This window comes from Verrucosispora sp. CNZ293, assembly GCF_002754655.1.
This window is the reverse complement of the sequence record NZ_PEFR01000001.1, coordinates 3,542,557-3,561,171: the sequence shown is the minus strand read 5'-3', so window position 1 is coordinate 3,561,171 and position 18,615 is coordinate 3,542,557. Positions and strand designations below refer to the sequence as shown.

22 protein-coding genes are annotated in these 18,615 nt (G+C 72.6%); 10 read left to right on the top strand and 12 right to left on the bottom strand.

The features are described 5' to 3' along the window. Positions 1-2: 2 nt before the first annotated feature. The gene (locus CLT74_RS16100; RefSeq protein ID WP_099847272.1) at positions 3-1,454 is read right to left on the bottom strand and encodes a glycoside hydrolase family 3 N-terminal domain-containing protein; all 1,452 of its coding nucleotides are present in this window, start codon (positions 1,452-1,454) and stop codon (positions 3-5) included. 167 nt (positions 1,455-1,621) lie between these two features. On the opposite strand from CLT74_RS16100, the gene CLT74_RS16095 reads away from it, so the two are divergent. Next, positions 1,622-2,797, top strand: a complete 1,176-nt coding sequence (locus CLT74_RS16095) for an ROK family protein (protein ID WP_099847271.1) — start codon at positions 1,622-1,624, stop codon at positions 2,795-2,797. A 111-nt stretch (positions 2,798-2,908) separates the two neighbouring features. On the opposite strand, the gene CLT74_RS16090 is transcribed toward CLT74_RS16095, so the two are convergent. Both CLT74_RS16090 and CLT74_RS16085 read right to left on the bottom strand, forming a co-directional pair. Further along, positions 2,909-3,922 carry an ABC transporter permease subunit gene (locus tag CLT74_RS16090; RefSeq protein WP_099847270.1) on the bottom strand — a complete coding sequence of 338 codons (1,014 nt, stop codon included), beginning with the start codon at positions 3,920-3,922 and terminating at the stop codon, positions 2,909-2,911. Then, complete coding sequence (locus CLT74_RS16085) at positions 3,919-4,932, bottom strand: ABC transporter ATP-binding protein (protein WP_099847269.1); 1,014 nt, start codon at positions 4,930-4,932, stop codon at positions 3,919-3,921. Before CLT74_RS16085 ends, CLT74_RS16090 begins: the two co-directional genes overlap by 4 nt. Before the next feature lie 104 nt (positions 4,933-5,036). Here CLT74_RS16085 and CLT74_RS16080 point away from each other — a divergent pair, with 104 nt between their 5' ends. Continuing rightward, positions 5,037-5,879, top strand: coding sequence for an ABC transporter ATP-binding protein (locus CLT74_RS16080; RefSeq protein WP_099847268.1), 843 nt, complete (start codon positions 5,037-5,039; stop codon positions 5,877-5,879). Positions 5,880-5,910: 31 nt separating this feature from the next. Further along, the gene (locus CLT74_RS16075; RefSeq protein WP_099852120.1) at positions 5,911-6,810 is read left to right on the top strand and encodes a ribokinase; all 900 of its coding nucleotides are present in this window, start codon (positions 5,911-5,913) and stop codon (positions 6,808-6,810) included. On the opposite strand, the gene CLT74_RS16070 is transcribed toward CLT74_RS16075, so the two are convergent. Further along, positions 6,792-7,826 (bottom strand): helix-turn-helix domain-containing protein, encoded by a 1,035-nt coding sequence (locus CLT74_RS16070; RefSeq protein ID WP_099847267.1) that lies wholly within the window; start codon positions 7,824-7,826, stop codon positions 6,792-6,794. The genes CLT74_RS16075 and CLT74_RS16070 overlap by 19 nt on opposite strands. A 71-nt stretch (positions 7,827-7,897) precedes the next feature. Between CLT74_RS16070 and CLT74_RS16065 the strand changes: the two genes are divergently transcribed. Further along, positions 7,898-8,356: a rhodanese-like domain-containing protein gene (locus CLT74_RS16065; RefSeq protein ID WP_099847266.1), complete on the top strand. Its 459-nt coding sequence runs from the start codon at positions 7,898-7,900 to the stop codon at positions 8,354-8,356. Between the two features lie 33 nt (positions 8,357-8,389). On the opposite strand, the gene CLT74_RS16060 is transcribed toward CLT74_RS16065, so the two are convergent. From CLT74_RS16060 to CLT74_RS16050, 3 genes are read right to left on the bottom strand one after another with little or no spacing between them, the layout of a single operon-like run. After that, positions 8,390-9,061, bottom strand: coding sequence for a hypothetical protein (locus CLT74_RS16060; RefSeq protein WP_099847265.1), 672 nt, complete (start codon positions 9,059-9,061; stop codon positions 8,390-8,392). A 45-nt stretch (positions 9,062-9,106) separates the two neighbouring features. Then, entirely contained in the window at positions 9,107-9,586 is a 480-nt protein-coding gene (locus CLT74_RS16055; RefSeq protein ID WP_099847264.1) for a DUF6232 family protein, read from the bottom strand. A 48-nt stretch (positions 9,587-9,634) separates the two neighbouring features. Next, a complete protein-coding gene (locus CLT74_RS16050; protein ID WP_099847263.1) occupies positions 9,635-10,111 on the bottom strand; it encodes a DUF6232 family protein in 477 nt (158 codons plus the stop codon). A gap of 193 nt (positions 10,112-10,304) precedes the next feature. On the opposite strand from CLT74_RS16050, the gene CLT74_RS16045 reads away from it, so the two are divergent. Then, entirely contained in the window at positions 10,305-11,078 is a 774-nt protein-coding gene (locus tag CLT74_RS16045; RefSeq protein WP_099847262.1) for an enoyl-CoA hydratase-related protein, read from the top strand. Between the two features lie 76 nt (positions 11,079-11,154). Continuing rightward, positions 11,155-12,777 (top strand): acetolactate synthase, encoded by a 1,623-nt coding sequence (locus tag CLT74_RS16040; protein ID WP_099847261.1) that lies wholly within the window; start codon positions 11,155-11,157, stop codon positions 12,775-12,777. 23 nt (positions 12,778-12,800) lie between these two features. On the opposite strand, the gene CLT74_RS16035 is transcribed toward CLT74_RS16040, so the two are convergent. The 3 genes from CLT74_RS16035 to CLT74_RS16025 are packed head-to-tail and all read right to left on the bottom strand — an operon-like array spanning position 12,801 to position 13,933. Then, positions 12,801-13,214, bottom strand: coding sequence for a PLD nuclease N-terminal domain-containing protein (locus tag CLT74_RS16035; RefSeq protein ID WP_099847260.1), 414 nt, complete (start codon positions 13,212-13,214; stop codon positions 12,801-12,803). Between the two features lie 30 nt (positions 13,215-13,244). After that, positions 13,245-13,547, bottom strand: coding sequence for a DUF202 domain-containing protein (locus CLT74_RS16030; protein ID WP_099847259.1), 303 nt, complete (start codon positions 13,545-13,547; stop codon positions 13,245-13,247). After that, the gene (locus CLT74_RS16025; RefSeq protein WP_099847258.1) at positions 13,544-13,933 is read right to left on the bottom strand and encodes a DUF202 domain-containing protein; all 390 of its coding nucleotides are present in this window, start codon (positions 13,931-13,933) and stop codon (positions 13,544-13,546) included. Before CLT74_RS16025 ends, CLT74_RS16030 begins: the two co-directional genes overlap by 4 nt. A gap of 41 nt (positions 13,934-13,974) precedes the next feature. Between CLT74_RS16025 and CLT74_RS16020 the strand changes: the two genes are divergently transcribed. From CLT74_RS16020 to CLT74_RS16005, 4 genes are all read left to right on the top strand, one after another. Beyond that, complete coding sequence (locus CLT74_RS16020) at positions 13,975-14,772, top strand: GNAT family N-acetyltransferase (protein ID WP_099847257.1); 798 nt, start codon at positions 13,975-13,977, stop codon at positions 14,770-14,772. Then, complete coding sequence (locus CLT74_RS16015; protein ID WP_486582333.1) at positions 14,769-15,191, top strand: hypothetical protein; 423 nt, start codon at positions 14,769-14,771, stop codon at positions 15,189-15,191. Before CLT74_RS16020 ends, CLT74_RS16015 begins: the two co-directional genes overlap by 4 nt. A gap of 124 nt (positions 15,192-15,315) precedes the next feature. Beyond that, entirely contained in the window at positions 15,316-16,095 is a 780-nt protein-coding gene (locus CLT74_RS16010; RefSeq protein ID WP_099847255.1) for an electron transfer flavoprotein subunit beta/FixA family protein, read from the top strand. Positions 16,096-16,107: 12 nt separating this feature from the next. After that, on the top strand, positions 16,108-17,067 hold the full coding sequence (locus CLT74_RS16005) for an electron transfer flavoprotein subunit alpha/FixB family protein (protein WP_099852116.1): 960 nt from the start codon (positions 16,108-16,110) through the stop codon (positions 17,065-17,067). Between the two features lie 103 nt (positions 17,068-17,170). On the opposite strand, the gene CLT74_RS16000 is transcribed toward CLT74_RS16005, so the two are convergent. Beyond that, positions 17,171-17,935 carry an anti-sigma factor gene (locus CLT74_RS16000; protein ID WP_099847254.1) on the bottom strand — a complete coding sequence of 255 codons (765 nt, stop codon included), beginning with the start codon at positions 17,933-17,935 and terminating at the stop codon, positions 17,171-17,173. Continuing rightward, positions 17,889-18,491 (bottom strand): sigma-70 family RNA polymerase sigma factor, encoded by a 603-nt coding sequence (locus CLT74_RS15995; RefSeq protein ID WP_099847253.1) that lies wholly within the window; start codon positions 18,489-18,491, stop codon positions 17,889-17,891. Before CLT74_RS15995 ends, CLT74_RS16000 begins: the two co-directional genes overlap by 47 nt. Positions 18,492-18,615 lie beyond the last annotated feature (124 nt).

Genomic DNA, 18,615 nt, shown 5'->3' with positions numbered 1-18,615 from the left:
TGTCAGCCGGTCAGGCCGAGCACCTCGGCAGCGGCGCGGCCGTTGGCGTGGCTCGCGCCGTAGGTGGTGACGAAGGCCCGCACGCCGTCCGGCCGCCAGGTTGCCGGCCAGCCCATCTCCACCACGGCCACCGGATGCGTGGCGGCCAGCGCGGTTGCCAGCTCCGGGCCGCCGGGTAGCCGGTGCAGGTGGCGGCCGACCAGGATGATCGGGCGGTCACCGGCGCGTCGGCGCAGGTCGGCCGGGTCGGTCTCGGCGGCCACCACCCGGATCTGTTCGGTGCCGTTGAGGTGCGGTCCGAGCCCCCACGGCACCCGGCCCTCGGCGATCGTGGAGGTGGCGTGCAGGTGCACCACGAGCGACCGGTCCAGTCCGGTCGGCACGCCCTCCACCCGGACGGCTCGGCGGGCCGCCGCGTACCCCAGGTCGGTGGGGCTGGCGGCGGCGCGGTCGGCGGTCCGGGTCCAGGCGGCGAGTTCCGCGGTGCGGCCGGCTGCCTGTTCGACCCGGGCCCGCTCCAGCCGGCCGTCGCCGAGCGCGGCCACGATCTCGGCGACGACCTGCTCGACCAGGCCGGCGTCGACCTTAGCCCCGATGCAGAGCAGGTCGGCGCCGGCGGCCAGGGCCCGCACCGCGCCGGGGGCGATACCACCGGCGGCCAGGGCCGCGCCCTTCATCTCCAGCGCGTCGGTGACGACCACGCCGTCGAAGCCGTACTCGTGCCGCAGCAGGTCCACAAGCACGGTACGGCTGAACGTGGCCGGCCCGTCGCCGGTAAGCGCGGGTACCCGGATGTGTGCGGTCATCACCGCCCTGGCACCGGCGGCGACCACCGCGGCGAACGGGGGCAGGTCCCGTCGGCGCAGCAGGTCGGGTGTGACGTCCACGGTGGGCAGTTCGTGGTGGGAGTCGGTCACCGTCGCCCCGTGGCCAGGGAAGTGCTTGGCGCAGGCGGCCACCCCGGCGGCCTGGAGCCCGACGGTCGCGGCGGCGGCGTGCGCGGCGACGCTCACCGGGTCGGCGCCGAAGGACCGGGTACCGATGATCGGGTTGTCGTCGGCGGTGTTGACGTCGACGGTCGGGGCCAGGTCGACGGTGATGCCGAGGCTTGCCAGTTCGGCACCGATGGCCTGGTAGACCTGGCGGGTGAGGGCCAGGTCGCCGATCGCGCCGAGCGCGGCGTTGCCCGGGTACGGGCTGCCGGTGGCGTGCGCCAGTCGGGTGACGTCGCCGCCCTCCTCGTCGATGGCGATCAGCACGTCGGGCCGGCCGGCGCGCAACGCCGCGGTGCTGGCCGACACCTGCGCCGGCTCGTGGACATTGCTGCCGAACAGGGTGTGCCCGGCGAGCCCGTCGGCGACCAGATCCACGGCCCAGTCCGGCGGCACCGGCCCCGGGTACGCGGCCAGCAGGGTGCCGAGCGCCAGCCGGCGTAGTCCTGGATCCAGCCCCACGTACTCTCTCCTCTCGATGCCGGCCGGCGAGGATCTCGTACCGGGTCGGTGGAGGGTCGCGTTCCCACGTGGCCGATACGCTACGGCTTACCCGTTCGCCTGTCGGTCTACAGTTACTTAAAAGCTTAAAGGTTAGCAAAGTTTACTAATACTTGAGGACAGATGGCATGAGCGCGACCCGGCTGCCCGGCACCCCACGTCTGTTGCGGGCCCTCAACGACCGTGCGGCGCTGGAACTGCTGCTGGAGCGCGGGCCACTGACCCGGGCCCGGATCGGCGAGCTGACCGGCCTGTCCAAGGTCACCGCCTCGCAACTGGTGGAGCGCCTGGAGGAACGTGGGCTTGTCGCCCGGGTCGGCGAGCAGGCCGGCGGGCGGGGACCGAACGCCCAGCTCTACGCCGTACGGCCCGGCAGCGCCCATGTGGTCGGCGTGGACGTGGGTCCGGAGCGGGTGGTGGCCGCCTGCGCCGACATCACAGGTGCCGTCATCGGCCGGGTCGAGCAGTCCACCCAGGACACCGACGACCCGGTGGGCGTGGTGCACAACGCAGTCGTCCGGGTGGCCGGCAGCGCCGGAGCTCAGCTGTCGAGCGTCCGCCGGATCGTGCTCGGCACCCCCGGTCTGGTCGACCCGGGCACCGGGGACATCACCTTCGCGTACAACCTGCCCCGCTGGCACCGCGGGCTGCTCGCCGCGCTCCGCGACGACCTGGACACCCCTGTCGTCTTCGAGAACGACGTGAACCTCGCCGCGGTGGCCGAGGCGCAGTCCGGCTCGGCCCAGGGCCTGGCGGACTTCGTCCTGGTGTGGGTCGGTGCCGGCGTCGGTCTGGCCATCGTGCTGGGCGGGCGGTTGCACCACGGCAGCAGCGGCGCCGCAGGTGAGATCGGCTACCTGCCGGTGCCGGGCGCACCCATCCCGCGCGACGTCTCGCGCCGGGCGAAGCCGGCCTTCCAGCAGTTGGCCGGCGCCGACGCGATCCGCGCCCTGGCCCGGGAACACGGCTACCCGGACGGCGCCGCCGCCGACGCGGTCCGGGCCGCCATCGCCGACGGCACCTCGGGCGGGCCGATGCTCGACGAGGTGGCCCGCCGGCTCGCCCTCGGTGTGGCGAGCACCTGCGTGGTGCTGGACCCGCCGCTCGTGGTGCTCGCCGGGGAGGTGGGGCAGGCAGGCGGGGCAGCCCTGGCCGAGCGGGTGCAGCACGAGGTCGCCGCGATCACCCTGGTGCGCCCCCGGGTGGTGCCCACCGGCCTGACCGAGGAGCCGATCCTGCACGGTGCCCTCCGCACCGCGCTGGACGCCGTCCGCGACGAAGTCTTCGGCTCCACTGTCGCCTGACCCTCCACCCGGTTCGCCGCGATCTTGCACTTTTCGTCTCCACAAATGCCATCGAAACCGACATTAGGGCGACCAAAAGTGCAAGATCGCCGGGGTGGGGGTGGGGGTGGGTTAGAGCAGGTCGCGGCGGCGGAAGAGGGCGAAGGCGGAGGCGGCGAGGCCGGCGGTGAGCAGCAGGAGCACCACGATGGCGGGTTGCCAGGTCAGCGTGTAGCTGCCGTCGCAGTAGCCGCTCGTGACGGTCCGGCAGGCGGTGCTGTCCCAGAACCTGACCTCTCCGGCCAGCCAGGCGCCGATGTAGCTGGCGAGCATGAGCTGGTCGGGTCGGGCCACCTCGAGGATCTGCAACACGATCCGCCCGCCCAGCTCCCACACCACCAGGTACGCGGCCACCGCGCCGAGGGCCGCCGCGGTGTGCCGCCCCATCGTCGCGATGGCGAAGCCGATCGCCGCCGCGAGCAGCACAAGCGTCAACCCGCGACCCCAGATCGCGCCCAACTCGGCCCAGAAGGCCGCGTTCGTCGGGCCGGGATAGCCGGCGATCTGCGCGATGACCCAGAAGGTGACGAGATAGGCCAGGGAGGCGAGCACCGAGACGGTCAGCACCGTACCGAGCAGCGTGCCGAGCTTGGCGCCGAGCACGGTCAGCCGGCGCGGTCGCCACAGCAGCAGGTTGACCACTCCGCCGGAGTTCAGGTCGGCGCCGATGTACGAGGCACCGACCAGGAACCCGAAGAGCACCAGGTATGCGACCAGGAAGTAGAGCAGCGGCTCGGCCTGCCGGGTGAAGGTGAACACCCCGGTCAGGTAGTCGGCGGCCACCGGCAACCGGTCCTGTAGCGCCGGATCCAGTTCGGAGCAGTCCGGCGGCAGATAGAGACCCGGGTCGTCGCGGAACGGCTCGCCCCGATCCCGGGCGAGGCACCGCGCGTGCTCCAGCTCCATGCCGCGAATGTTCGCGGTGGCCTGCCGCTGCGCCTCGGCCAGCTCGACGGCTGTGGGTTGGTGCGAGCCGGCGAGGGTGGTCGCGGCGGTCACCCCGAAGGCCAGCATCAGCAGCACGATCATCAGCTGGACGAAGCGGCGGGCACTGAGCCGCTCCACCTCGGCACGGATGAGGTTCACGCGTCCACTCCCCGCATCCCGAGGTCGATCTCCTGGTCGGTGGTCGGTTGGCCCGGCGGTGTGGAGCCGTCGACCTGCCGGGGGACTCCCGGGTGCGCCGGGGTGCCGGTCAGCTCCAGGAAGACGCTCTCCAGATCCGGCCGCAGCGGCGTCAGCTCGCGAACCCAGACACCCTGCTCGCCAAGCGTCCGGCTGACCGCTGTCGGGTCCGGCACTCCGCTCACCACCAGGTGGTCGGCGTGCCCGGTGACCGTCAGCCCGGCGGCCAGCAGCAGCTCCTCGGCCCGGGCCAGGTCGTCGACCCGGACCAGGTGCTCGTTGTGGTCGAAGCCGGCGAGCACCTCCGCCACCGGACCGGCCGTCACCCGCCGGCCCCGCGAAATGATCGTGACGTGGTCGCAGATCAACTGGATCTCGGCCAGGATGTGGCTGGAGATCAGCACCGTCACGCCGTTCGCCGCCAGCGACCGGACGAGATCCCGCATCTCCCGGATGCCCGCCGGGTCGAGCCCGTTCGCCGGCTCGTCCAGGATCAGCAGCTCGGGTCGCTTGAGCAGCGCCGAGGCCACCGCCAGTCGCTGCTTCATGCCCAGCGAGTAGCCCTTGACCCGCTCGTCGCCCCGGTCGGCCAGCCCGACCTGCGCCAGCACCTCGTCGACCCGGGCGACAGGTACGCCGCCGGCGAGGGCGAGCAACCGCAGCGTCCGGTAGCCGGTGAAGTTGCCGTAGAACTGCGGACTCTCCACGATCGCACCGACCCGGCCGGCGACCTGCGGCAACTGTTCCGGCGCGTTGGCACCGAGCACGCGCATCCGGCCGTCGTCGGCGCGTACCAGCCCGAGCAGGGCGCGCAGGGTGGTGGTCTTACCCGAACCGTTCGGCCCGAGGAAGCCGTGCACCTGGCCGGCCTCGACCAGCAGGTCGAAACCGTCCACCGCGATCCGTCGCCCGCGACGCAGGCTGTGGAAGGTCTTGCGGAGACCCTCGATCTCGATGACCCCACTGGTCATGGGCGCGGTCCTCCGGGCGGGGTGAGCAACGACACGGCGCCTCACCCTACGGCGGCAGCGCCCGCCCGTGGGGGCACCTCGGCGGTGCGTGGTTGGATGGGCTGGTGACTGGTGACCTGATCCCTGGCGCCGCCGGCGCCGCACCCGCCCCCTCGCCCGTGGACGCGGATCTGGTGGTCAGCCTCGACGGCGTCGCCGTACGCCGGTCCGGCACCGCCCTGCTGCACGACGTCGACTGGCGGGTGGAGCTGGACGAACGCTGGGTGGTGCTGGGGCCCAACGGGGCCGGCAAGACCACCCTGCTCAACCTCGCGTCCGGGCGGCTGCATCCGACCACCGGCACCGCGCACGTGCTGGGTGAGCGGATCGGCCGCACCGACGTCATGGAGCTGCGTACCCGGATCGGCCTGTCCACCGCCGCGCTCGCCGAGCGGCTGCCCGCCCAGGAGCGGGTCGTCGACGTGGTGATGACCGCTGCCTGGTCGGTGGTCGGCCGGTGGCGGGAGACGTACGACCCGGCCGACGAGGCCCGCGCCCGGGCGCTGCTGGACCAGCTCGGGGTCAGCGGGTTGGCCGACCGGGCGTACGGCACCCTGTCGGAGGGGGAACGCAAGCGGACGCAGATCGCCCGGGCCCTGATGACCGACCCGGAGCTGCTGCTGCTCGACGAGCCGGCGGCCGGGCTTGACCTGGGCGGCCGGGAGGATCTGGTCGCCCGCCTCGCCGACCTGGCGCAGGACCCGGACGCTCCCGCCCTGGTCCTGGTCACCCACCACGTCGAGGAGATTCCGCCGGGCTTCACCCACGCGCTGCTGCTGCGCGACGGGGCCGTGATGGCGCAGGGCCTGCTGCACGACACCCTCACCGCCGACAACCTCACCAAGACCTTCGGGTTGCCGCTGCTCGTCGAGCGCAACGGCGACCGCTACACCGCCCGCGCCGCCTGAGGCGACGCCCCCGCGATCCCGGGAGGTGACCGTGCGACAGACCCGCGTCGTGGTGGTGGGCAGCGCGAACATGGACCTGGTCGCCACCGCCGAGGCGCTTCCCCGACCGGGGGAGACCCGGCTCGGCACCGACTTCGTCACCGTGCCCGGTGGCAAGGGAGCCAACCAGGCCATCGCCGCCGCGCGGGCGGGTGCCGCAAGCGTCTTCCTCGGCGCGATCGGCTCGGACGCGTTCGGGGTGACCCTGCGGGCCCGGATCACCGCCGCCGGGGTCGACGCCAGCCAGTTGCGCACCACCTACGGCGCGTCCGGAGTGGCCCTGGTCATGGTCAACGCGGCGGGTGAGAACGCGATCCTGGTGACCCCGGGGGCGAACACCTCGTTCACCGAGCTGACCGAGACCGAACTCGCCGCCGTACGCGACGCCGACGTCCTGGTCGCGCAGCTGGAGATTCCGGTGGAGACGGTGACCGCCGCGGCGGTGGCGGCCCGGGCCGCCGGCACCCGGGTGGTGCTCAACGCGGCGCCGGCCGTCCCGCTCCCGCCGGAGTTGCTCGCCGCCGTGGACCTGCTCGTGGTCAACGAGAACGAGGCGCAGGCGTACACCGGACGGGGCCGGGAGGAGCCGCGCGCGCTGCTCGACCTGGTGGCCCGGGCGGTGCTGACGCTCGGCGCGGAGGGTGCCTGGTACGGCGACCGGGACGGCACGGCGGTGCACGTGCCGGCGGTCACTGTGGACACTGTCGACTCGACGGCCGCCGGGGACGCCTTCACCGGTGCGCTCGCGGTGGCCTGGGGTGAGGGGCGTGACCTGGTGGACGCGGTCCGTTGGGCCTCGGCGGCCGGTGCCGCCTGCGTCCGGCGACTGGGAGCGAGCGTCTCGCTGCCGCACCGGGTCGAGATCGACAAGCTCTACGTACCCGGGCCCTGACCTCGCTCGGCCGGGCCGTGCCCGCTTACCCGCCGCCCACCCGGAACGGTGTCGACGCCGGTCCGGAACGCGCGACGGTACGCCGACGGTGAGGTCCGCATCGCCCGGCTGAAGTGGTGCCGGTAGGTCACCGGGGCGTCGAAGCCGACCGCCGTCGCGATCTGCCCGATCGGCGCGTCGGTGGTCTCCAGCAGCGCCAGGCTGGCCCGGATCCGTTGCTCGACGAGCCACCGGATGGGGCTGGTGCCGGTGGCCTTCGCGAAGTGCCGCAGGTAGGTGCGGGGCGACATGTGGGCCTGTCGGGCCAGCCGGGCCACCGTGAGCGGCTCCGCCAGATGGGCCAGGGCCCAGGCGATGCTGCCGGCGATCCGGTCGTCGTCCGGGTCGACAGCCACCGGCGTCTCGATGAACTGCGCCTGACCGCCGTCGCGATGCGGCGGGATCACCAGCCGGCGGGCCACCGCGTTGGCGACGACCGCGCCGTGGTCACGTCGAATCACGTGCACGCACAGGTCGAGCCCGGCGGCGCTGCCGGCGCTGGTGAGGATGTCCCCGTCGTCGAGGTACAGCACGTCGGCGTCCACTGTGACGTGTGGGTACCGGCGGGCCAGCAGGTCCGCGTACCGCCAGTGGGTGGTGGCCCGCCGGCCGTCGAGCAGCCCGGCACCGGCCAGCGCGAAGGCGCCCGAGCAGATGGAGAGCAGCCGCGCGCCGGCCCGGTGTGCCCGGCGCAGGGCCGCGACCAGGCCCGGCGACGGTGTGCCGTGCACGTCCGGCACCCCGGGAACGATGACTGTCGCGGCGGCGGCCAGCACGTCGAGGCCGTACGGGCTGTGCAGGCTGGCACCGCCGAGCAGCGGGACGGGGCCGGGGCGCTCGGCGCAGAGCCGCAGGTCGTACCAGGGCACGTCGAGTTCCGGTCGGGGCAGCCCGAAGACCTCCGTGACGATCCCGGTCTCGAAACCCGACATCCCGGGGTACGCGAGCACGGCCACGCTGCGGCCGACCGGGTCCATGGCCGGATGTTAGCGGAGTACGGCGTCACCGCCACTCGTCCACCGGCCGGCTCGGGCCGACGATCGGGAACATGACCCGTGCATTCGCCGTACCGGCCGCTGATCCGCCCACCGCCGTCGCCCATTTCCTCGCCCGGCTGAGCTTCGAGACCGACGTGGCCGACGTGCACGCCGACCTCACCGCCGTGGTGCCCGACCTCGTCGTGGTGGACTCGCGCGGCGACGCGGCCTGGGCGCAGGGCCACCTGCCCGGTGCGGTGCACCTGCCCACCGCCCTGATCGGCGCGCGGGCCGCCGGGGCGGTGCCGTCCGGCGCGCGGGTGGTCACCTACTGCTGGGGGCCGGGCTGTGACGGTGCCACCCGGGCGGCGTTGGAGTTCGCCCGGCTCGGCTACCCGGTGAAGGAGATGCGCGGCGGCTACGAGTACTGGGTCCGGGAAGGACTGCCCGTGGTGACCGCCAGCGGAGTCACCCACCGGCCGGTGGACGACCTGACCGCCCCGCGCGCCTCCGCCGTCTGTGACTGCTGACCGCCGGGGCGGGACGCCGTTCCACCCGGGGCGTCAGCCGGCGTCGTCGTTGAGCTTCTCGCCCCGCTTGCGCAGCATCGACAGCCCGGGGATGCCCGCCACCGCGAGCTTGAGGTCCCGGGTGACGTCGAGCAGGTCGTGCAGGTCCGGGCCGACCCGGTCGAGGGTGGCCAGGATCGGCAGGACGTCGGCGGTGAGGTGCTGGCGCAGCTTGGGCAGCTCGTCGACCAGCCGGACCGCCGCTGTCACCTCCTCGTGGCTGAGCTGCTCGACGAAGTGGTTGGCCATCGGGGCGGCCCGCCGCAGCGCCGGTTCGTACGCCGACAACAGCTCGGCCGCGGTGGCGGCAGCCTCGGCCGCCGTGCCCACCGTCTCGGCGGCCCGCCCGGCCACCGACCGGGCCGACTCCACCACGACCGCCGCAGCGCCGGCCACCGCTGTGGCGTTGTCCACGGCGGCGGTGGCGGCGGCACTGATCACCGCGACCTCACGGACCGCCACCTCGGCGTCGGTGACCATGCGGTCGGTCCGGTCCAAGGTCTGTTCGACCCGGTCAACCACCCCGTTGATCCGGGCCAGCAACGCCTCCACCTCGTCGAGCACCGCGAACGCGCGGGCCGGGATGGCGGCGAAGGACGCGGCCTGGTCGAGGGCGGAACGGGTGAGACCGAGCACCGCTGTCGGCCGGGGAAGGGGGAGAGCCATGGGATCAAGTGTGCGCCGGGCGCGCCAGGACCGCCGGACGACGGGTCAATGATCGGTCTGCTGCTCGACGGCGCGCTGCACCGCGCGGTAGATCTGCCCGAAGCGCAGCGCGTCCGGGGTGCGCAGCACCATCACCTCCTGCCGCCGGTACTGCACCCACAGCTCCAGCACCCGGTTGCCGCGTTCGTAGGAGCGGTCCAGCCAGCCGAGGGGAATCTCCAGGAACGGGACCAGGGCGAGCGGGATGATCACGCACGCGGCGAGCACGATCAGCGCCGGCAGCCACTCGCCCCGGTCCTGCGCGGACCAGGCCAGGGAGAGCACACAGACCAGCGCCACCAGCGGGGGCAGGGACAGCAGCAGTACCAGGACGCCCCGACCGAACACCCGACCGCGTACGGCGAGTGTGGTGCGGCCCTTGGCATGCCAGACGTAGGTGACCTCGGCGATCGGAATGACGTGCCCGCCGGCCCGGATCGCCTCGGAGGTCACCTGCACCGCGTCGTCCCGGTAATAGAGCGCCATCACTAAGCCTAAGCACCCCCGGACAACTTCGCGTAGCCGGGCGGTCGCTCAGCGTCGGCGGGGAGGTATCGGTCGGCCGGCCTCCATGGCCCGTTGCACGGCACGGTAGATCTGCCCGAAACGCAGCGCGTCCGGGGTGCGGAGCAGTTGCACGGGCCGACCTCGCCAGCGGAGCCAGATCTCGCGCTGCCGGCTGCCCCGGGCGTAGGAGCGGTCGAGGTGCTCGAAGAGGAAGTCGGCGACCGGCCCGACGGCCAGCCCGACAAGCACCGAAGCCCCGATGACCGCGATCGTGACGGTCGCCGAGCGGTCCAGCCAGATGGCCAGGGCGACTCCGGCGGCGGCGGCGACGAGCGGGGCGACCAGCGCCGCGCCGATGGCACCCCGCCCGGCCAGCACCCGCCAGGAGAGGGTGCCGTGCTGGTGCCAGATTTCGGTGATCTCGGCCAGCGGGTAGATCCGGCCCTCGACTGTCACCGCGGCGGAGGTGACCCGCACCAGCCGGTCGTCGTAGTAGGTGACCACGGAACGCCTGTCGGCCGACCCGTGCGCCGCTCGCGGGCGGGCGGCCGGCGTCCCGGCTCGGCCGCCGCGCGGCTCAGGCTGACCAGGCTTCATCGTGCGACTCCCGACTGACGGGGCTGGCACCAGACTACTTACCCCAACGAGCCGGGTCGTAAGGTTGGCACGCGACTTCGACGAGGAAGTGAGGCTCAGCGTGGGCGAGTTCGTGCGGCTGGAGACCCGGGACGGCATCGGCACCATCCGGCTGGAGCGGCCACCGATGAACGCCCTCAACACCCAGGTGCAGGAGGAGTTGCGCGCCGCCGCGACCGCCGCCACCGCCGACGCCGGCGTCCGCGCGGTCATCGTGTACGGCGGGGAGAAGGTCTTCGCCGCCGGCGCGGACATCAAGGAGATGGCGGACATGTCCTATGTGGACATGGCGGGGCGGGCCGCCGACCTGTCCAGCGCGCTCGGCGCGATCGCCCGGATCCCCAAGCCCGTCGTGGCCGCGATCACCGGCTACGCCCTCGGCGGCGGCTGCGAGCTGGCGCTCGCCTGTGACTGGCGGGTGGTGGCCGAGGACGCCAAGCTCGGCCAGCCCGAGATCAAGCTCGGCATCATCCCCGGCGCCGGGGGCACCCAGCGGTTGGCCCGGCTGGTCGGCCCGGCCCGGGCCAAGGATCTGATCATGTCGGGCCGGATGGTGGACGCGCAGGAGGCGCTGCGGATCGGCCTGGCCGACCGGATCGCCCCGGCGGCCGAGGTGTACGACACCGCGGTGGCGATGATGCGGCCGTATCTCAACGGGCCGGTGCAGGCGCTGCGGGCGGCGAAACTGGCCGTCGACGGCGGCCTGGACATGGATCTGGCCTCGGGTCTGGCCTGGGAGAGTCAGCTCTTCGCGGCGCTGTTCGCCACCGACGACCGGAGCGAGGGGATGGCGGCTTTCGTGGCGAAGCGGAAGCCGGACTTCACCGGACGCTGAGCGCGCGAGAACGGTTCACATTCCTCCTACCGGCCAGTAGCGTGTGACTCCGGTCAGGCGACGAGAAGGAGCGGGAATGACGGAGCGGATCGAAGGCCACGGTGGGGAACTCGCCCTCGCGGCGCTGCGCGCGTACGGGGTGCGGGAGATGTTCACCCTCTCCGGTGGGCACGTGTTCCCGCTCTACGACGCCGCGCACAAGACCGACTTCCCGATCTACGACGTGCGGCACGAGCAGTCCGCAGTCTTCGCCGCCGAGGCGGTGGCCAAGCTCCAGCGCCGACCCGGGCTGGCCGTACTCACCGCCGGCCCCGGCGTGACAAACGGCATCTCCGGGCTCACCAGCGCCTTCTTCAACGCCTCGCCGGTGCTGGTGCTCGGCGGTCGGGCACCCCAGTTCCGCTGGGGCTCGGGCAGCCTCCAGGAGATGGACCACCTCCCACTCGTCGCCCCGGTCACCAAGCACGCGGAGACGGTGTTCAGCGCGGACGACATCCCCCGGGCGGTGGCCGCCGCGCTGACCACCGCCCTCACCCCGCACCGGGGCCCGGTGTTCCTGGACTTCCCGCTGGAGGCGATCTTCTCGGTCGGCGACGCGGAGCTTGCGGCCGGCCCGCAGCTCAGCCCGCTCGACGCCGACCCCGACGAGGTGGCCAGCGCCGCCCGCCTGATCGCGGGCGCGGCCCGTCCGGTGATCATCGCCGGATCGGACGTCTGGACCGGCGACGCGGTGGACGAGCTGCGCGCTGCCGCCGAGGCGCTCACCGTGCCGGTCTTCACAAACGGCATGGGCCGGGGCGCGCTGCCGCCCGAGCATCCGCTGGCCTTCGCCAAGGCACGCCGGGTGGCCCTGTCCAACGCCGACGTGGTGGTGGTGATCGGCACCCCGCTGGACTTCCGGCTCTCCTTCGGCGACTTCGGCGAGGCGCAGGTGGTGCACATCGTCGACGCGCCCAGCCAGCGCGCCGGTCACGTACAACCCGCCGCCGCCCCCGCCGGAGACCTGCGCGGCATCCTCACCGCCCTCGCCGACCACCCCGGCGACCGGGTCGACCACGACGACTGGGTCGCCCAGCTGCGGACCGCGGAGGACGCCGCGAAGGCACGCGACGCCGAGGAGATGGCGGCCGAGACCGACCCGATCCGCCCGGCCCGGATCTACGGCGAGCTGCGCAAGGTGCTCGCCCGCGACGCGGTCACCATCGGCGACGGCGGCGACTTCGTCTCCTACGCCGGGCGGTACCTGGAGCCGGCCCAGCCCGGTACCTGGCTCGACCCCGGCCCCTACGGCTGCCTCGGCACCGGCATGGGCTACGCGATGGGCGCCCGGGTCACCCACCCGGACCGGCAGGTCTGCGTGCTGATGGGCGACGGCGCGGCGGGCTTCTCGCTGATGGACGTGGAGTCACTGGTCCGGCAGAAACTGCCGGTGGTCATCGTGGTCGGCAACAACGGCATCTGGGGGCTGGAGAAGCACCCGATGCGGGCCATGTACGGCTACGACGTGGCCGCCGACCTTCAGCCCGAGCTGCGGTACGACCGGGTGGTCGGCGCGCTCGGCGGGGCGGGTGAGACGGTCGCGAAGGCCACCGAGCTGGGTCCGGCCCTGCAACGGGCCTTCGACGCCGGGGTGCCGTACCTGGTGAACGTGCTCACCGACCCGGCCGACGCGTACCCCCGTTCCTCGAACCTGGCCTGAACCGGGGCGCCCCGCCCCGGTCGTCACACCTCGGGGCGGGGTTCCTCGCGCGGCGGCTCACCCTCGCGCTTGCGCAGGTCGTCTTCGCGCTTGCGCAGGTCCTCCTCCCAGCGGCGGAAGAGTTCCTGGTCCTCCTGGCGCGAGCGCTCCTCGATCGCGCGGAGGAACTCCGGGTCGTCGTCCGGGGCGAGCGGCCGGGGACGCTCGGCCGGGCGCGCGCCCGGAGCCCAGGATGTCGACCCGCCGACGGCCTTGCGCTCCCGCCCGGCGACGAACCAGGCGATCGAGCCGACCAGCGGGAAGAAGAGGATGATCAGCAGCCAGGCGATCCGAGGGAGGTGGCGGATGCCGTCCTCCTCGGCGGAGAGGCAGCTGATCAGGGCACAGACGGCGAGGACGACCTGCACCAGGAAGAGGAGGATGTACAGCCGGGCCATGTAACCATCATTACCTACCTTGCGCAGCGGTCACAGCCCGCGCAGCACCAGCAGCGCTCCGAGGACCGCGAATCCGGCGGCGGCCAGCCCCACCAGGGCGAGGTGTCGGCCGTCGGTGCGGGACACCCCGCTGCCGGTGGCCCGCCGCCAACAGAGCGTGACGATCGCACCCCAGCCGAGGATGGCAACCGCCGCCGGCCCGGCGCCGGCCCGGCCCCCGGTGAGCGCGAGTCGGACGGTCAGCAGGGTCACCACGGTAAGCGTGAGCAGGGTGCGCCGCCAGGCGAGCCTGGTGCGTTCGGGTTGCAGACCCGGGTCGCGGACCGTGGTCATCCGCTTATCGCGCCGGCCAGCACCGCCAGCACCAGCAGCAGCGCGCCGAGGCCGACGACCAGGGCGAGTACGGCCGGGAAGCGGGAGGCGGGCAGCTCCTCGCCGAGCCGGATGGCCCGTTCGGTACGTGCCCAGTGGTCGACGGCCCGGATCGCGACCGCGCCGCCGAGCAGCAGCAGCACCACGGCGATCACCTCGCGCAGGTGGACCAGGGACAGGGTCGGCAGGAACTGTGCGGCGGCGAGCCCACCGGCGATCAACGCCAGGCCGGTACGCAGCCAGGCCAGGAACGTGCGTTCGTTGGCCAGGGAGAAGCGGTAGTCGGGGGTGGTGCCCACCGACCGCAACTCCTGCGGATCGAACCAGTTCCTGATCATCTGCCACACGCGTGTGATTATCCGGTGCCCAGCGGGAATAGTTTGGGAGCATGACGGATCTTGACGCGACCACCCTGCGCGCGGCGTACGACACCCAACTGCGGCCGGATCTGCCGGACCCGGTGCCCGACGGCGTGGTGGTGGAGTCCGACGGTCCGCTGTTCCGGGTGCTGGGCCTGGACCAGCGGGGCATGGTGACCTACCGCGACCTCGGCGGGCTGGCCGGAGCCGACCTCGACGAGCTGATCGCCCGGCAGGTGGCGGTGTCCCGCGAGCGGGGCGAGCCGGTCGAGTGGAAGCTGCACGGCCACGACCAGCCGGCCGACCTGCCGCAGCGCCTGCGCGCCGCCGGCTTCGTGCCGGAGGAGCAGGAGACCGTGGTGGTCGGCCCGGTCGCCCCGCTCGCCTCCGCACTGCCGGTGGTGCCCGAGGGCGTACGCCTGCGGGAGGTGACCGGACGGGCGGACCTGGACCGGATCGCGGAGCTGAAGACCCAGGTGTGGGGACGTGACCTGTCCGGGCTGGCCGACGCGCTGGAACGGGAGATCGCCGCCGATCCGCAGTCGGTCACGGTCGTGGTGGCCGAGGCGGGCGAGACGATGGTGAGCGCCGGTTGGGTGCGCTACCCGGCCGACAGCACGTTCGCCACCCTCTGGGGCGGCTCGACCCTGCCGCAGTGGCGGCGTAAGGGCATCTACCGTGCGTTGGTCGCCTACCGGGCCCGACTGGCCGGGCCGCGCGGTCGGACGTTGGTGCAGGTCGACGCGTCGGACGAGAGCCGGCCGGTGCTGGAGCGGCTCGGACTCGTCCCGGTCACCACCACCACGCCCTACGTCTACACTCCGTGATCATGGGCCAGCGGCTGACGGACGACGAGAAAATGACCCTGAAGACGGGCGCCTTCGGTGCGGTGCTCATGGTCTCGAACGCCGACCCGGGGGTGCTCGCGCTGTTTCGCGAGAGTTTCGCGGCCTCCGGGGCGATGGCTGACGCCAGTGGCGTGGTGAAGGAGGCGTTGACCAGCGGGCCGCTGCCGAAGCTGCCGCGCGACTCGGCGCTGGAGGTGGAGTCGGTGGTGCTGCCGGCGCTGCGTCGGGGTGTCGAGATCCTGACCGAGAAGGTCCCTGAGGACGTCCCGGTCTACCGCGCCGTGGTGCTGGCGGCGGCCGACCGTACGGCCCGCGCCCACGACGGCGTCAGCCCGGCCGAGGCCGCTGTCATCGAACGGATCAGGGGCGTGCTGGGCGCCGATGCTACTGACAGGTAACATGGGCGCCGTGGGCAACCGCACAACAGCCCATGGTTGACCGGACGGCACCGCACGCGCGAGGCTGCGCCCAGATCGGGGCGAAAAGATCACATAACCACAGCAGGAGGGTCGTCGAAGCGCGATGAACATCGTCGTACTCGTCAAGCAGGTGCCTGATTCGGGCGCGGACCGCAACCTGCGTACTGACGACAACACTGTCGACCGCGGTTCGGCGAACAACGTCATAAACGAGATGGACGAGTACGCCATCGAGGAGGCGTTGAAGATCAAGGAGGCGCACGGCGGCGAGGTGACGATCCTGACCATGGGTCCGGACCGGGCGACCGAGTCGATCCGTAAGGCGCTGTCGATGGGCCCGGACAAGGCGGTGCACGTGGTGGACGACGCCCTGCACGGTTCCTGTGCCGTCGCCACCTCGAAGGTGCTCGCCGCCGCGCTCGGGCAGCTCAACGCCGACCTGGTGCTCTGTGGCTCGGAGTCGACCGACGGACGGGTGCAGGTGATGCCGCACATGCTCGCCGAGCGGCTGGGCATCGCGGCGCTCACCGGTGCGCGCAAGCTCACCGTCGACGGGGCCACGCTGACCGTGGAGCGGCAGACAGAGGAGGGCTACGAGGTGGTCACCGCCTCGACCCCGGCCATCGTCTCCGTGTGGGACACCATCAACGAGCCCCGGTACCCGTCGTTCAAGGGCATCATGGCCGCCAAGAAGAAGCCGGTGCAGACGCTCGCCCTGACCGACCTGGGCGTCGCCGCGGACGAGGTCGGCCTCGCCGGGGCGACGAGCGCCGTCGTGGAGCACAGCAAGCGTCCGCCGCGTTCGGGTGGCGTCAAGGTCACCGATGAGGGCTCCGGCGGCACGCAGCTCGTCGAGTTCCTCGCCACCGAGAAGTTCGTGTGAGGGGTGTGGGACATGTCTGAGGTTCTCGTCGTCGTCGAAGCCACCGCGGAGTTCGGCGTCAAGAAGGTCACCCTGGAGATGCTCACCCTCGCCCGTGAGCTGGGCACCCCGTCGGCGGTGGTGCTCGGCGGCGCCGGCGCCGCCGAGGCTCTCGCGGGCAGGCTGGGCGAGTACGGCGCGGAGAAGATCTACGCGGCCGAGGGTGACGAGATCGACGGCTACCTGGTGGCACCGAAGGCCAGTGTGGTCGCCGACCTGGTCAAGCGGGTGCAGCCGGCCGCCGTGCTGCTCGCCTCCTCCCAGGAGGGCAAGGAGATCGCGGCCCGGCTGGCGGTCAAGCTGGACAACGGCATCCTGACCGACGTGGTGGCCCTGGCCGCCGACGGCACCGCCACCCAGGTGGCCTTCGCCGGGTCGACAGTCGTCAAGTCCAAGGTCACCCGGGGCCTGCCGCTGGTCACCGTCCGGCCGAACTCGGTGAACCCGACGCCCGCCGCGGCCACCCCGGCGGTCGAGCAGCTCACCGTCACCGCCACCGACAGCGACAAGCTGGCCCGGGTGGTCGACCGGGTGGCCGAGCAGAAGGGTTCCCGTCCCGAGCTCACCGAGGCCGGCGTGGTCGTCTCCGGTGGTCGCGGCGTCGGTAACGCGGACAACTTCAAGCTCGTCGAGGAGTTGGCCGACCTGCTCGGCGGTGCCGTCGGAGCATCCCGGGCGGCTGTCGACTCCGGCTTCTACCCGCACCAGTTCCAGGTGGGTCAGACCGGCAAGACGGTCTCCCCGCAGCTCTACGTGGCGTTGGGCATCTCCGGCGCGATCCAGCACCGGGCCGGCATGCAGACCTCGAAGACCATCGTCGCGGTCAACAAGGACGGCGAGGCGCCGATCTTCGAGCTGGCCGACTTCGGCGTGGTGGGCGACCTGTTCAAGATCGTCCCGCAGGCCGCCGAGGAGATCCGCAAGCGCAAGTGAGTCGTACGCGCCACGGCCGCCGTCCGGGACCCGGACGGCGGCCGTGGCGTCTGTGGCGCTAGGGAGCTGATCGGCGGGCCGGGGAGCTGAACCGGCCCGCCGATCAGCCCGTCAGGGAGCCCCTCAACAAGCTGTCACCGGAGTGGGCGGTGTTGTTGTCGAACGCCTCGGCCGAGACGTCGACGACGGAGTACCGCCCCAGGTCGACATTCGGTGGCAGCGGCAACAACACGTCGGCGCCGTCACCGAGGACACCTACCGAGAACATCTCCATGCTCTGCGGGTTGATGAGCCACACCTCGTAGTACCCCGGTACGGCCGGGAGATTCGCCACGTGCAGGTGCAACTCGCCACTGCCCAGCACCCGGGCGTCGCCCCGGGCGGCAGGCGGAGTCGAGCCGTACGCCGCCAGCGGAGCGCTTGCCACCACCGTCGGCTCGGCGGGCGTACCGTCGCGCAGCACGGCGGCGGTGCCGACCACACCGACGGTGGCCGCGGCGACCGCCGTGACCGCCGTCGTGGCGAGCCGGGACCAGCGTCCGCGCCGGGAGCGGCGCGGTGCGGGCGGGGCGTCGGTGGTGACCGGGCCGACCGGCTCGACCGGCTCCGGCCGCTGCCGGTCGGCGGTGAGCCGGGGCAGTTCCTTCGCCGCCGTGATCTCGGTCATGATGCCCTGCCAGAGGTGCTCCGGTGGGTCGGGCAGATCCCGCAGACCCTGAGTGGCGGCACCGAGACCGGCGACGTGGCGCAGGCTCTCCAGTTCGGCCCGGCAGTGCGGGCAGGCGTCGAGGTGGGTGCGGTCGGAGGTGTCGACCTCACTCTCACCGAGCGCCAGAAATACCAGCCGCTCGTGCTCCAGGTGCTGCACCGTCCACCTCCCATCTACGCTTCAGGCTTGCCATGCCCCGCCGGATGTGACTCTTCACAGTGCCCAGTGGCACTCCGGTCACCGCCGCTATCTGCTGGTGGGTCAGGTCGTCGAAGAAGGCCAATTCCAGCATGCGCCGCTGCTCGTCCGGCAACCGCGCCAACTCGTCGGCGATCACCAGCCGGTCGACCACGGTGTCCGGGTCAACGCCGGTGGGCACCGGATCGGGCAGTTGTCGTACGGTCTCGACCACCCGGTGCTCCCGCGCGGCGGACCGGAGTCGATCGATCACCTTGCGTCGGCCGATACCCAGCAGCCAGCCGACAAGCGAGCCCTTCGCCGGATCGAAGGTCTCCCGGCCGAGCCAGGCGGCGACGAACGTGGCCTGGGTCACGTCCTCCGCGTCGCTGCGGTTCACAAGCGTGCTGAGGGCCAGGTGGAGAACGGCCCGACCGTAACGGTCGTACGCCTCACGCAGCGCCTGCTCGTCGCCGGCGCGGAACCGCAGGGCCAGGTCGTCCTCAGGTGTGCCCGGTTGCTGCAGGATCCCGCTCACGGGACGGTTCGCCTGGTTGGGGGCATGCCCGACTGTAGCCCGCACCGGTGCCGTCCCCTCTGTCAGCCCAGCGTCTCCTCGGCCTCTCTTCGTCCGCGTGGTGCCCGGCGGATGCGGTTGCGAC